At 64.0% G+C, this 12411-nt stretch carries 13 protein-coding genes; 2 read left to right on the plus strand and 11 right to left on the minus strand.

The genetic code is table 11. The features are described 5' to 3' along the window. The first annotated feature begins 8 nt into the window (after positions 1-8). Positions 9-290: a c-type cytochrome gene (locus ACTJI2_RS12720; protein ID WP_440842316.1), complete on the plus strand. Its 282-nt coding sequence runs from the start codon at positions 9-11 to the stop codon at positions 288-290. 32 nt (positions 291-322) lie between these two features. On the opposite strand, the gene ACTJI2_RS12725 is transcribed toward ACTJI2_RS12720, so the two are convergent. The 11 genes from ACTJI2_RS12725 to ACTJI2_RS12775 all read right to left on the minus strand — a co-directional run bounded on the left by ACTJI2_RS12725 (position 323) and on the right by ACTJI2_RS12775 (position 11813). Then, positions 323-1066 carry a 3-keto-disaccharide hydrolase gene (locus tag ACTJI2_RS12725; RefSeq protein WP_192199557.1) on the minus strand — a complete coding sequence of 248 codons (744 nt, stop codon included), beginning with the start codon at positions 1064-1066 and terminating at the stop codon, positions 323-325. A gap of 44 nt (positions 1067-1110) precedes the next feature. Then, complete coding sequence (locus tag ACTJI2_RS12730; RefSeq protein ID WP_183639488.1) at positions 1111-1689, minus strand: gluconate 2-dehydrogenase subunit 3 family protein; 579 nt, start codon at positions 1687-1689, stop codon at positions 1111-1113. Continuing rightward, positions 1689-3374 (minus strand): GMC oxidoreductase, encoded by a 1686-nt coding sequence (locus ACTJI2_RS12735; protein WP_440842317.1) that lies wholly within the window; start codon positions 3372-3374, stop codon positions 1689-1691. Before ACTJI2_RS12735 ends, ACTJI2_RS12730 begins: the two co-directional genes overlap by 1 nt. 35 nt (positions 3375-3409) lie before the next feature. Continuing rightward, positions 3410-4240: a hydroxypyruvate isomerase family protein gene (locus tag ACTJI2_RS12740; RefSeq protein ID WP_318289398.1), complete on the minus strand. Its 831-nt coding sequence runs from the start codon at positions 4238-4240 to the stop codon at positions 3410-3412. A gap of 427 nt (positions 4241-4667) precedes the next feature. Further along, positions 4668-5096 carry a hypothetical protein gene (locus ACTJI2_RS12745; protein ID WP_440842318.1) on the minus strand — a complete coding sequence of 143 codons (429 nt, stop codon included), beginning with the start codon at positions 5094-5096 and terminating at the stop codon, positions 4668-4670. 92 nt (positions 5097-5188) lie between these two features. After that, complete coding sequence (locus ACTJI2_RS12750) at positions 5189-6121, minus strand: sugar kinase (RefSeq protein ID WP_440842319.1); 933 nt, start codon at positions 6119-6121, stop codon at positions 5189-5191. A 3-nt stretch (positions 6122-6124) separates the two neighbouring features. Further along, positions 6125-7138, minus strand: coding sequence for an SPFH domain-containing protein (locus ACTJI2_RS12755; protein ID WP_440842320.1), 1014 nt, complete (start codon positions 7136-7138; stop codon positions 6125-6127). 104 nt (positions 7139-7242) lie between these two features. Then, entirely contained in the window at positions 7243-8667 is a 1425-nt protein-coding gene (locus tag ACTJI2_RS12760) for a nicotinate phosphoribosyltransferase (protein ID WP_440842321.1), read from the minus strand. 62 nt (positions 8668-8729) lie between these two features. Next, positions 8730-9785 (minus strand): bifunctional nicotinamide-nucleotide adenylyltransferase/Nudix hydroxylase, encoded by a 1056-nt coding sequence (locus ACTJI2_RS12765; protein ID WP_440842405.1) that lies wholly within the window; start codon positions 9783-9785, stop codon positions 8730-8732. Positions 9786-10036: 251 nt separating this feature from the next. Next, positions 10037-10822: a phytanoyl-CoA dioxygenase family protein gene (locus ACTJI2_RS12770; protein ID WP_440842322.1), complete on the minus strand. Its 786-nt coding sequence runs from the start codon at positions 10820-10822 to the stop codon at positions 10037-10039. A 142-nt stretch (positions 10823-10964) separates the two neighbouring features. Beyond that, entirely contained in the window at positions 10965-11813 is an 849-nt protein-coding gene (locus ACTJI2_RS12775; protein ID WP_440842323.1) for a LysR family transcriptional regulator, read from the minus strand. Positions 11814-11917: 104 nt separating this feature from the next. Here ACTJI2_RS12775 and ACTJI2_RS12780 point away from each other — a divergent pair, with 104 nt between their 5' ends. Further along, positions 11918-12409 (plus strand): lipocalin-like domain-containing protein, encoded by a 492-nt coding sequence (locus tag ACTJI2_RS12780; protein ID WP_440842324.1) that lies wholly within the window; start codon positions 11918-11920, stop codon positions 12407-12409. Positions 12410-12411: the final 2 nt, after the last annotated feature.

Raw genomic sequence — 12411 nt, forward strand, 5'->3', positions numbered from 1 at the left:
CCATCGGCATGGCGACCCTGGCCTTTGTCGCCGTGGCGTTGGCGACCGCCGCGGCTTCGGCGGAGGACGCCACCGCGGGCGCCAAGGTCTATGCCGCCAACTGCGCGGCCTGCCACGGCGCCAACCGCGCGGGCGTGGCGGGCGCGTTTCCGGCGCTCACCAATGTCGGCAAGCGGCTGGATCCGAAACAGATCAAGGAACGCATCCGGAAGGGCGGCGGCATGATGCCGCCCTTCGGCCATCTGTCGGAAAAGGATATCGAAGACCTCGCGGCCTTCCTGAAGCAGTAGGACGCGCGCGGAGGCTCGCTCCGCGCCATCGCTTACAGCTCGCGCACCCAGATGTTGCGGAAGCTGACCTTGGAATCGTGATCCTGGATGTAGATCGGCGCGCAGCCATGCGGCGCGTAGGACGGCGCGCCGATGTATTCGGTCTTGCCGGACAGCACGGTATCGTTCTGCACCAGCACGCCGTTGTGCAGCACGGTGATGCGCGCGGGCGAGAGCAACCCGCCGCCTTCGGAAAAGCGCGGTGCCTTCCAGATGACGTCGTACGCCTGCCATTCGCCCGGCGCGCGCGAGGCGTTCACCAGCGGGATGGCCTGCTTGTAGATCGAGGCGGCCTGGCCGTTGGGATAGGTCGCGTTGTTGTAGCTGTCGAGCACCTGCAGTTCGTAGACCTCCTGCAGGAAAATGCCGCTGTTGCCGCGATGCTGGCCATCGAAGCCTTTGGTCTCGGTGGGCGTGCGCCATTCCACGTGCAACTGGACGTCGCAGAAGCGCTGCCTGGTGCGGATGCCCTTGCTGCCCGGCACCACCGTGACCGCGCCATCGGCGACCGTCCAGGGCGCCTTGCCACCCAGCTCGCTCTCCCAGGCCGAGAGGTCCTTGCCGTCGAACAGCACCACGGCATCGGAAGGCGCGGCCTCGCGCGGCGTGGCCACCGTTGCCGGAATCGGCTTCCAGACCTCGGTCTTGGCGGGATCGCGTTGCGGGTCGGCCTGCGCCTGTGCGAGCGCGGGGCCCGCGGCCAGGAGGCAGGCCGCCATCAGGATCGGTTTGCTCATCGTGTTCCCCAGCCAGAACGGTTCGGACGAAGCGCCCATGTCCATCAGTCGGTCGCCCAGGCGGGCGTGCCCGGAACGTAGGGCATGTCGCCGTCATAACGGCCCGGCACGGCGACGTACTGCAGCGCCTCGTTCGCCCCCACCTGCGAGGTGAAGAAGGTGAAGATCGACAACTGCTTGAGCATGGTGAAGTAGTGCGGCTTCACCGGACCCTTGCTGGCGCCCCCGGCGGCCGCCTTCGCCGTGCTCAGGTAGTCGCGTGCTTCGGTGTCCAGGGCGCGCAGCAGTTCGGTGCGGGCCTGCGGCGCCAGTGCGACGAAGCGGCCACCGGCACGCTTGTCGAGATCGGCCAGTCCGGCGCGGAAGATCGCCAGGTTCTCCGGCGTATAACAGTCGGTCACGTACAGCGCCATGAAGGGACCCGCGCCCGCGTCCTTGGCACCCGGGGTCTTGGTCCGCGGCAGGATGGTGTCCGCGACCTCGTCCAGCAGGGCGATGTCGGTGGCCGAGAAAGCGCTCTTGCCGTTCGGAGCCGGCGCCTGTCCGTAGACAAAGCCCGGAATGCCAATCATGGCCGCGCCGGTGGCGGCGGCGATCATCTTCAGGAGTTCGCGACGTTCCATCACAGGTTCCCCGCCTTGAGTTCGCGCACCGCGTGATCCGCCGCCCGCGCCGTCATCGCCATGTAGGTCAGCGACGGATTCACGCAGGCACTGGAGGTCATGCAGGCGCCGTCGGTCACGTAGACGTTGGGCGCATCCCAGACCTGGTTGTGCTTGTTCAACACCGAGTTCTTCGGATCCCGGCCCATGCGCGCCGTGCCCATCTCATGGATGCCCATGCCGGGCGCGTAGTCGCTGTCGTGGGTCCTGACGTCCTTGACGCCCGCGGCCTCCAGCATCTCGGCCGCATCCGCGCCCATGTCATGGCGCATGGCCAGCTCGTTCTCGCGCATGGACACGTCCATCGCCAGCACCGGCAGGCCCCACTTGTCCTTGCGGTTCGGGTCCAGGCTGATCCGGTTCTCGTGGTAGGGCAGCATCTCGCCGAAGGCGGTCATGCCGATGGACCAGTCACCCGGCAGGGTCAGCGCGTCCTTCAGTTCGGCGCCCACGTTGAGTTCGGCGATTTCGCGCGACCAGCCGGAACGGCTGGCCCCGCCCTGGTAACCGAAGCCCCGGAGATAGTCGCGCTTGTCGTTGCCGACGTTGCGGAAGCGCGGAATGTAGAAACCGCAGGGACGACGACCGAAGTAGTACTTGTCCTCGTAGCCGTCGACCCGACCGGACGCGCCGACGCGGAAATGATGATCCATGACGTTGTGCCCCAACTCGCCGGAGGACGAGCCCAGTCCACCCTCCCAGATATCGGTGGCCGAGTTCATCAGCACCCAGGTCGAGTTGAACGACGAGGCATTGAGGAAGATGACGTTGGCCGTGTACTGGTAGGTCTGGCCGGTCTCGGCATCGATGATCTCCACCCCGCGCGCCCGCTTGCGATCCTTGTCGTACAGCACTTCCTTGACGATCGAGAACGGACGCAGGGTCAGGTTGCCCGTCTTCATCGCTGCCGGCAGCGTCGCCGACTGGGTCGAGAAGTAGGCGCCGTAGGGACAGCCCAGGATGCACTTGTTGCGGTACTGGCAGTTGACCCGGCCCTGCTCGGGCTTGGGCTGGGTGATGTTGGCGGTGCGCGAGTGGATCATGTGGCGGGTGCCGCCGAAAGCCTGCTTGATCCGCGCGGCCACGTCCTTCTCGACGATGTTCAGCGGAATGGGCGGCAGGAACTCGCCATCCGGCAGCACGTCCAGCCCCTCGCGGGTGCCGGCGATGCCGGCGAACTTCTCGACGTAGTCATACCAGGGCGCGATGTCGGCGTAACGGATCGGCCAGTCGGTGGCGATGCCTTCCTTGAGGTTCGCCTCGAAATCCATTTCCGACAGGCGATAGCTCTGCCGGCCCCACAACAGCGAACGGCCTCCCACGTGGTAGCCGCGAAACCAGTCGAAGCGCTTGGTCTCGGTATAGGGACAATCCTTTTCGTCGGCCCACATCCCCATCGTTTCCTCGGAAAGCGGGTAGTCGCGCATCAGGACCGGATGTTCCGCGATCATCGCCTGGGTCGGCCGGCCGCGATGCGGATAGTCCCACGACTCCTTCATCGCGTTGACGTAGTCCTTGACGTGCTCGATGTTGCGTCCGCGTTCCAGCATCAGGACCTTGAGGCCCTTCTCGGTCAGTTCCTTGGCAGCCCAGCCGCCACTGATTCCTGAGCCAACGACGATGGCGTCGTAGTGATTGTCTGCCATGGGTACTGTTTTTCCCTGGGTGGATAGCTGTTGTTTCAGACGTCGCAGAGGCGGATCGCCTCACGCAGCGAGGCGACCGGATCCGGTGCGGAAGGCATGAACTCCTGCGCCAGGTAACCGTCGAAGCCGGTGTCGCGAATCGCGCGACAGATGGCGGGATAGTTGAGTTCCTGGTCGTCGCCGATTTCGTGCCGACCCGGTACGCCCGCCGTGTGGTAGTGGGTGAAGAATTCGTGGTGCTTTCGGATGGTGGCGATGACGTCGCCTTCCATGATCTGCATGTGGTAGATGTCGTACAGCAGGCTGAAGTGCTTCGATCCCAGCCGCTTGCACAGGGCGACGCCCCAGTCGGAGTGATCGCACAGGTAATCGTGGTGATCCACCTTGGAATTCAGCAGTTCCATCACCAGCATCACGCCGCGCTTCTCGGCATGCCCGAGGATGCGCTTGAGCCCGGCCTCGGCGTTGGCCAGGCCCTGCTCGGGATCCATGCCGTTGCGGTTGCCCGAAAAGCAGATCAGGTTGCGATAGCCGGCGTCGGCCACCAGGTCGATGTGGCGGGTGTAGCGCGCCACCAGTTCGTCATGGAACTCGGCCCCGGCGAAGCCCTTCACCAGGTCAATCTCCGCGCCGTTGCACATCGAACTGTCCACGCCATGCGCCTTCAGCGTCGGCCAGTCTTCCGGCCCGACCAGGTCGATGGCGGAGAAACCAATCCCCTTCACTATCTGGCACAGCTCGGCGACCGACTGCTTCGGAAACGTCCAGCGCGCGACGGAATGTTTCAGCTTGCCCTTGAGCGCGAGCGGCTTCTCGGCGGCAAACCCGGGCATCACCCCGGCGGCGGCCAGTCCGATACCGCCCATCACCGCTGCGCGCAGCGCACTTCGTCTCGTGAACTTCGGGTCCAGGGGATTCATCCCGGCGTCCTCACACCACAAAGGAAAGCTTGCTCAAACGAATCTTTCGAGGCAACGCCAGTGCCACGGGAAGCGCACCGGCCGCCTGCGTGCTGCGCCGGTTCGATCGAATAGACATCCATCCATCCCCGGCCTCCCAACCGGCACGAAACCTCGAAGATTCGCCCTGATGCAATCGATTGCACCATAAAGCAGCCCCGCGTGTTCATGCAAGACTCCGGACACGAAATCTTATGCTGCACGGCACAACAACGACGTGCACCTCATCGCGTCATTTCCGCCTCCGCGCCGGGCGGCCGCCGCCAGGACTCAAGTCGATGATCGTGGCTGGAGCGGCAAGCCCGTGGCGCGTCCCAACAGGAGGCGATACCCATCAGTGCTTGGCTGGCACGCCGACGAAACTCAGTTGCGATATTTCCAATCCGCCTTGCGACAGGTGTTCATCGAACGTCAGCACCGGACCATGAACGCCAACGGGAACAACGCCAATGAATCGCACACCACGTACTTCGAGCAAGCTGTATCCGTCACCGACATAGCGGGGCGTAGCTCCATTGTGCATACGTCTGAAAGAAGTATCCCGTTTGGCGTGTATTGGCGGTCGGCCGACAAGGACGGCGCAGTAATCCACGGACGCGGCCCCCAGAATCGCGCAGTCAGAAGCGGAGACCTCTCCCAGATCGACCTTCCCGAACAGCGAACATCCCGTGTCGGCCGCCATCGGAATACCCGGCGAAGATACCGGTGATGTCTGTGAGAACGCCGCCAGAAGGATCAGGCACGGCAGAAAGCAGATCTTCATCCGATATTCCTCCCGATATCACCCATAGGTTCAGCCGAATCGGAATGTCTGTGGCGCCACCATTCATTGGAGCGTTGCGTTCGTGTCCTACGCTACTGGATAAGACGTCCACATTCCGGATGTATCCCTACCACAGCTTCGAGTCCGCTCCCGAACTCCAGACCGTCCGCCTCGATCCCGTCGCTGAAGATAACGCCGTTCTCCGGCATCATCGACCGGATGCGCAATGACCACCCTGAGGGGATTTTCCCGAAGATGAGTCCAGCACCGGTGGAACGGCTCGGATAGGGCTCGCGGACATTGAACACCAGGTCGTGGCTATCCCATGGCATGCCGTGTGTGCGTACCTCGCGCATTTCCCGGCCGGCGTCCGTACCTGCCACCGCATGCGCACCGGTCAGCACGCTCCTCAGCCAACCCGTCGATCCCAACCCGGTGGAGATGATCACACCACTGGAAGACTGACGCTCCTTTTTTGAGCCAAGCATAATTTCGTAGCGCGCGGATACATGGCTACGCATGCCTATGAACACGTCGTTGACGGCCAGCAGGGTCTGGCCGTCGCTCAGTTGCACCCGGGCCATTGTGATTTCCCTCGTGTCGCGTCTTCCCTGCAGGATTTCGGGAAGCACGCTGGCGAGATCTCCCACCTGGAACGGCAGCAGCATGCCCTCCCATCGATCCGGGTCGGGATTTATCGCCAACACCGGTTGCCGCTGCAGGTACTTCAAGGTGTTGGCTACCAGACCATCCTGGCCGACAACCACAACCACGCACTCGGGTGGAAACAGGAAGTTGGGCAGGAATCCACGATCCAACCGCTGCAGCCGGCCATGGCGCGTCAGTATCGCGACCACCGCCGTGATCGCACGTTGATATGTCCGGTCCTCCTCCAGGAAGTCACCAAAATCCATGTCCAGGTGTTCGGCATGGAAACGGGCCTGCTCCACGGTGTTATGGCGGGCCACCAGTTCCTGGAGACGCGTACGCCGCGTCACCAGGATGATTTTCCGGTCGCCGTCCATGACTTAGCCCTTGGTCGTGGCAAGTTGTCGCAGCAGGTCGGGTGAGAAATTGAATTCCCCGATCTTGGCGGCGTTGTCGGCGATATTCTGGAATCCCAGTGCCATCAGTACCTCTGGCGTGGTCTGTCCCAGGGTTAGTGCCTGCAGGGAACGGGCATCCAGCCCCTTCATCGCGTTGACCAGCGCCTGGACGCTGTAGGCCCTGACGTCCGCTTCCCGCTTGCGGTTGTCCGACTGTAGTTGGACCAGCTCCGCGGCCTGCTTCTCCAGTTGTACCTGACCGGCCAGATCCTCGGCCTGCATCTGCTGACGCCGGGCCAGCAGGCTGCGCTCGGATTCGATCTGGGTCTCCCTCACCTGTTGTTTCTTCTGTTCGATGATCAGTTCGCTGCGAAGTTCGTTTTCCTTGACCGAGCGTTCCTGCTCGATGGCCGCGTTGCGGCGCCCGTACAACGCATCATCGGCCCGCTTGAGGATCTCCTCACGCATCGGCGCCTCCAGCGCGCGGGCGGTTTCGGGATTGGGTTTGACCGCCAACAAGTTCAGATCACCGATCTCGATGCCCAGGGTGGTCAAGCCGGGCATCGCCGCGATGCTGCGATGTGCCGAGGCCGAGAGGCGTTCGGTGCCCTGCAGGACATCCCGCAGGTCATAATCAAGCAGCAACGTCCGGAACCTCGCTTTGACCGCATTCAAGACACGCAAGGGCAGGCGTTCAGGGTCTTCGGATGCATATTGCCCATTGGGCAGCAAGCTGTAGTTCTGCTGTTCTGCCAGACGCGCGGGATCGGCGATTCGATAACTGACCTGACCTTGCAGGGTGACCTGCTGGAAGTCGCGTGTGACCTCTTCGAACATGAAAGGTGCTTCCACGGCACTGAGGGGAATGCCGACCAGCGTGGTCCGGGGAGCGAAGTACCAGAAGGAAAGGCCGGTACCTTCTCGGACGACACGACCACTGCGGTACTGGAGCACGTACTGGCTGGGGGAGGATTTGACGTAGCGAAAACCAAACATGGACAGTCTCCTGGGAGAAGCCGCGCGCCAGGCGCGGGCTGCAAGTGTCCGCGCGACCTGGCCGTGCCGGGTCGCGGGGAGGAAGATGGAGCATTGAGCGGAGCTTAGAGCCGGGCGGCGTTGGCGCGGGTGCGGATGTCGGCGAACGTGTCGTCGTGGAGAATCTTTCCGTCCTCCCAGATCGTCACCATCGCATCATCGAAGCCCAACGGCTTCTCGACATCGGCCAACGATGCAGCTTCGGCCGGTACCGGCACGGTGCGATAGTTGCCGTACTCGCGATGCCGCAGCAGGGTCATGCGGCCACGCTTGCTCTGTTTGCCCTTGTCGGTGACCGGATCCTTGTAGACATCAATCCACTCGCCGTTGACATGGGCAGCCGAGCATTTGAGCGCGAACTTCTGGGTGTCGCGATCCAGCCGCTGCAGCAACGCCCCACCCATGCCAAAAGCCACGTTGTCAGTGGCGTAGCCGGCACTGGTGATGCGCTCCAGGATGGCACGGATGCTGGTCGGGTTGATGCCGTCGCCCTGGATGACCCGGACGTGGTTGAGCACTTTGTAGCCCTTGCCGTTGACGGCGTGCCCAAACGCCTCGTCCAGCAGTTCCAGGCATTGGTGCACCACCGCCACCGGATCGCCCGAATCGGGTCGGATGACCACCATGGCGCCAGAGTCGATGACCTCCTGGCGCAGGGTCTTGCCCCAGTGTTCCCTGATGGCGTGGTAGATGTCGTAGCTGTCCGACACCACGGCCACGATCGCGCCGGGCTTGGCGAACCGGGCCAGCATGTTGCGATAGGCCTGCACTTCATTCTCGCGGCCCCAACTGGTGATGGTGCTGTGCTCGGCGGCCGGGATGGAATAACCGGCCAGCGGCTCATGGTAGTAGGCCTTGGCCAATTGCAGACCGGAGACCGTGTCCGTGCCCAGGAAGTTGACCAGGTGGGCGGCGCCGCCAATGGCGGCGGACTCCACGCTGGACACCCCGCGACTGCCGAAATCATGCAGCTTGAACGGCAACTGGCCTTCCGGGTCGTCGCTGGTGCGTTCCAGGAACTGGCGAATGGTCTGCTTGGCATGCCAGCTGATGGTGGCCACCGTGACCGGATACCAGATGCGCAGCAACATGGTCTCAAGGTAGGACGGAACCCAATACGCCTGCGGATCCGTCGACTCGATGGTCATCAGCGCGTTGTGGGTCGGTACGACAGTGCCTTCGGGCACGGCTCGGATGCGGATGGGCAGCAGGCCGCCGTGCCGATCGACGATGTAGCGCCAGCCGGCTTCGTTGAACGGCTCGCCGTGCGCTGCGAACAGATCGCGCGCCTCGTCCACGTCGGCGTGGGTGATGGGCTTGGCCAGGTATTCCTTGAGGATGGCCTGCAGGCCGAAGAACACCGTGCGGTCATAGGTGCCGCCACGCGATTCCACGTAGAAGAACGTGGCATCGGTACCGGGTGGGTACTGCAGCCAGTGGCTGGCCTTGTAGCTGTCGGTGTTGAGGAGAAGATTGTTGAGGCATTGCATGACGGAAGCTCCTTCGCGTCGAGTGAAGCCGGCGGTCTATCCGCTGGCGGGGATGGGTCGGGTCAGCCTCGGCCCAGGAAGAACTCCAGGATGTGCAGGTGGTCTTCGTACAACTTGGGACCCATGTCCAGCGCTTCGGCCACCGGAATCCAACGCGCCTTGTCGGCATCGTCGCCGCCCCTGACCTCAGGCAGCTCGCCTGCGGGGAAATCGAAGTGGAAGGCATGGGTGATGGTGCGGCCGCGCTGGCTGCGCTCGGGGTGGTCGAACACGTGCTGGCCCTTGAGCGACCCTTTCAGGACCGGTACCGGAATCTTGAGCCGGGTTTCCTCGCGCAGTTCGCGCAGGCAGGCATCCAGCAGACCCTCATTCTGGCCGACGAAACCGCCCGGCAGCGCCCAAAGTCCCTTGCCTGGTTCGGCGCGGCGCCGCACCAGCAGCACGTGGCCCGAGTGCACCACCACGGCATCCGTGGTCACGAAGGTCGGCGGATACGGGGCGTCTTTCCAGGCGGCCTTGTAGTGCTCGATGAACTGGTACTCAGCGACCAGTTGCGGGTAGGCGGGGGAAGCCTTCCGGAAGGCCTCCAGCATGTCGTAGACCGGTGCCGGCACGTTGCCGCGCAGCATCAGCAACGCGCCGTGGAAGTCGATGCTGCCGGCCTCGAACAGATAGCGGCGCAACTCGGTGGCCGACAGGGCTTCGGTGTGCTGCACGTCCACCAGCGGCCATTGCGGAAATTCGCGCAGGTAGTAGCTGGAGGCATCCTTGTCCATACCCACCAGGCCAACCTTGGCTTCGGCATCACCGCCATCGGTGCGAATGGCTTCCGCTACGGCGCGCTGGACGCCGGCAATCCACTGCGCTTCGTTGTACAGGTGGTCCCGCAGGGGGCGAATCAACAGCCGGTCCACGGAACCTTCGAGCGCCGCCTGGATCATCACGGCCCGTTCGGCCACGGTCCAGGGATTGCGGATGGTGCGGGGAGTGTCGGCCGAGCCGATCAGGAAAATGAGTTTCTTGGCCCGGCTCAGCGCAAGGCGGGCAACGGCGGCATGGCCGTTATGAAAGGGCTCGAAACGCCCGATGAAAACCAGATAGTCGTATTCCATGAGAATCCCTCATGTCGTTGTTCGGCCCGGGGGTCTGTCCCCCGGATGGCTAAATCCTACGCTTGCCGGGGCCACAGTCAAGTCGCCGGGTCCAACATGCCCATTTGGAAGAATTTTCGATTCCGGAGACCAGATTCGCTGCTTTCCGGGCATCCCTTGCAAGCGCCATTCCCAGGACCCGTGGCAGCCTGAGCGCCATTGCTCTACGAGCATTCACCCGAGAGCGCGCGAGCACCGGAGCATGCCGGCACGCTTCGTCAAGCTCTGCCGTCGTCCTTCTGGTCCGTGCTTCCGACCGCCTTGCGTTCGCCGGTGCGCTGGTTGACCTTCACCCGCCATGGATAGTGATCGCCCTCGCCTCCCGCGTCGCGTTGCTGGAGATGGTTGGTGACCGCCTTGCGCCAGGCGGGGCCAAGGTTGGCGGTGCTCATGTGCGGCGTCTTGGAATGATGGAACGCCACGTCGCCGCGCTGCATCGGGCAGATGACGGTGCGGGTTTCATCCACCGCGCAAGTGAGCAGATCGCTCTGTACGCCTTCGACCAGGCGATGTGGAAGGATGCCGAGCCGATGTCCTTCGTCGATGAAGTGCATGCAACCGTTGGTGGCGTCCACGTCCTGCAGGGGAATCCAGCCAGTGATGCCGCGGTCGGCCAGATTGCGCCCCCAGTAGCCCTCGTCCTGGTGCCACTCGGTGACCGCGCCATGTCCGGGCGGTTTGCCGAGGAACTGGTCGTACCAGAACGCCATGTCCAGTCCCATCAACTGGGACGAAAAACGTTCCAGCCACCGGCGATACGGCTGCACGGCGATATCCGCCCAGACCTTGCTCGGCGAGGACTGCACGATGCGGAAGCTGCGGTTCTCGCGGGACTCGCCCTGGCTCCATGCCCAGTCGTTGGCCAGCTCGTTCTTCTGGGCGATGAGGATGTCGCAGTAACTTTCCAGTTCGTCCAGCGCCGGTGGCGGAAGGGCCTGTCTCACCACCAGGTAACCATGCTCCCGGAAGAATCCGATCTGCGCGGCATCTGCATCCGGGTACATGACGGCACCTGAGAGAGGACGGAAGCGGCAGTAGATACTCCGGCCCGGAGTCGATCACTGTGGCGCCTTTACCTTGATGCCATAGAAAAAGTACGGATTGAATCGCGCCGCCCACTGGCCGATGGCAGGCAAACTCGACGGCTCAACGTGCCTGCTGGAAAGCCAGCGATATCAGGCGCAAGGCTTCGCGCGATCGGCGATCGTTGAGGCTGCTGTAGAGCATCACTTCCTGCGCGGGAATCGGCGGCAAGGAGAGTATGTCGCCGGCGTCCACCGTGCCAGGGGGCGCGGTGCGCGGCGCCAGGACGGCAACGGCCATGCCGGCCGTCGCCGCCGCGCCGACCGTGGCGGCGCCCCTACCAACGAAGACTTCCTCCCACGCAATGCCGGCTTCATCGAGCGCGCGCGTGGCCGCGTTGCGAATGCGGCAGGCCTTGCCCTGCGTCGCCAGCGGCAAGGGCTGGCCGGGAACCGGCCGCCATCCCGGCACCGACACCCAGGCCATCGGCTCCGAATGGATGGCCTTGCCCCGCTTGCGACGATCATCCGGCCGCAGTACCCAGGCCGCATCGAGTTCATCCTGGTCGTACAGCGCCATCAGATCGCGGCTGCCGCCCACGCGCATCTCCACCCGCAAAGCCGGATCGTGGGCGTTGATCCGTCGCAGGAGCGAAGGCAGTTCGCTGCCGATAAGTTCGTGGCTGATGCCAACCACCAGCCGGCGCGCTTCGACATCCCATGCCGCGACGGCGCGGTCGTGGGCCGAGAGCAATTCGCGCGCGACCTCCAGGAACGCCTGGCCTTCCGCGGAAAGCCGGACATGGCGAGGCGAACGCTCCATCAGCCGCCTGCCGAGCTGCGCCTCCAGCTTGCCCAGCCGGAGGCTGATGGCGGACTGCGTGGTCTCCAGCGCATCGGCGGCACGGGTGAAGCTCTGCAGTTCCGCCGCCGTCACGAAGGCCTGCACCGCGGTGATGTCCAGGGGCTTCATTTCAAGGATTCGATTTTGGAATGACAGATATCATCATGAATGCATTTTTGAAATGCTGGCGGCAGGGTACCGTTTTCGCCAACCCCACGCACGGTTCCCCCGCCATGAATCCCATCCTCGGCATGACCCTCGCGATGCTCGCCGGCCTGGCCGCGCGCGACGCACGCGCCGCTTCACCGGAATCGCCCCTGCGGGGCACCTGGACACTGGTCGCGGCGGACAAGATCCTGCCCGGCGGAGAACGCGTCCGGGACTACGGCGAGTCCCCCACGGGCCGCCTGATCGTCGATGCCCGGGGGCGCTATTCCCTGCAGATCTTCAAGTCCGAACGCCTGCGGTTCGCCTCGGACGACAAAGCACGCGGCAGCGCCGACGAGTATGCCTCGGCCGCGCTGGGTTCCAGCACCCACTACGGCACGATTGCGGTCGACGCCTCGCGGCACACCCTCACCTTCCGCATCGAAGGCGCCTCGTTCCCGAACTGGGAAGGCACCAGCCAGCAGCGCGAGTACACCCTGGACAACGGCGTGCTGACCTACCGGGTGCCGGCCAGATCGGACGGCTCGATTCCGGTTTCCGTGTGGAAGCTGGACTAGGC

Source organism: Pseudoxanthomonas sp. 22568 (genome assembly GCF_052044485.1).
Lineage (GTDB): Bacteria > Pseudomonadota > Gammaproteobacteria > Xanthomonadales > Xanthomonadaceae > Pseudoxanthomonas_A > Pseudoxanthomonas_A beigongshangi.

Bases quoted from the DNA above. Each gene is read 5' to 3' on its own strand.
- ACTJI2_RS12720 (WP_440842316.1), top strand. From the start codon at position 9: ATGGCGACCCTGGCCTTTGTCGCCGTGGCGTTGGCGACCGCCGCGGCT.
- ACTJI2_RS12725 (WP_192199557.1), bottom strand. From the start codon at position 1,066: ATGAGCAAACCGATCCTGATGGCGGCCTGCCTCCTGGCCGCGGGCCCC.
- ACTJI2_RS12730 (WP_183639488.1), bottom strand. From the start codon at position 1,689: ATGGAACGTCGCGAACTCCTGAAGATGATCGCCGCCGCCACCGGCGCG.
- ACTJI2_RS12735 (WP_440842317.1), bottom strand. From the start codon at position 3,374: ATGGCAGACAATCACTACGACGCCATCGTCGTTGGCTCAGGAATCAGT.
- ACTJI2_RS12740 (WP_318289398.1), bottom strand. From the start codon at position 4,240: ATGGGCGGTATCGGACTGGCCGCCGCCGGGGTGATGCCCGGGTTTGCC.
- ACTJI2_RS12745 (WP_440842318.1), bottom strand. From the start codon at position 5,096: ATGAAGATCTGCTTTCTGCCGTGCCTGATCCTTCTGGCGGCGTTCTCA.
- ACTJI2_RS12750 (WP_440842319.1), bottom strand. From the start codon at position 6,121: ATGGACGGCGACCGGAAAATCATCCTGGTGACGCGGCGTACGCGTCTC.
- ACTJI2_RS12755 (WP_440842320.1), bottom strand. From the start codon at position 7,138: ATGTTTGGTTTTCGCTACGTCAAATCCTCCCCCAGCCAGTACGTGCTC.
- ACTJI2_RS12760 (WP_440842321.1), bottom strand. From the start codon at position 8,667: ATGCAATGCCTCAACAATCTTCTCCTCAACACCGACAGCTACAAGGCC.
- ACTJI2_RS12770 (WP_440842322.1), bottom strand. From the start codon at position 10,822: ATGTACCCGGATGCAGATGCCGCGCAGATCGGATTCTTCCGGGAGCAT.
- ACTJI2_RS12775 (WP_440842323.1), bottom strand. From the start codon at position 11,813: ATGAAGCCCCTGGACATCACCGCGGTGCAGGCCTTCGTGACGGCGGCG.
- ACTJI2_RS12780 (WP_440842324.1), top strand. From the start codon at position 11,918: ATGAATCCCATCCTCGGCATGACCCTCGCGATGCTCGCCGGCCTGGCC.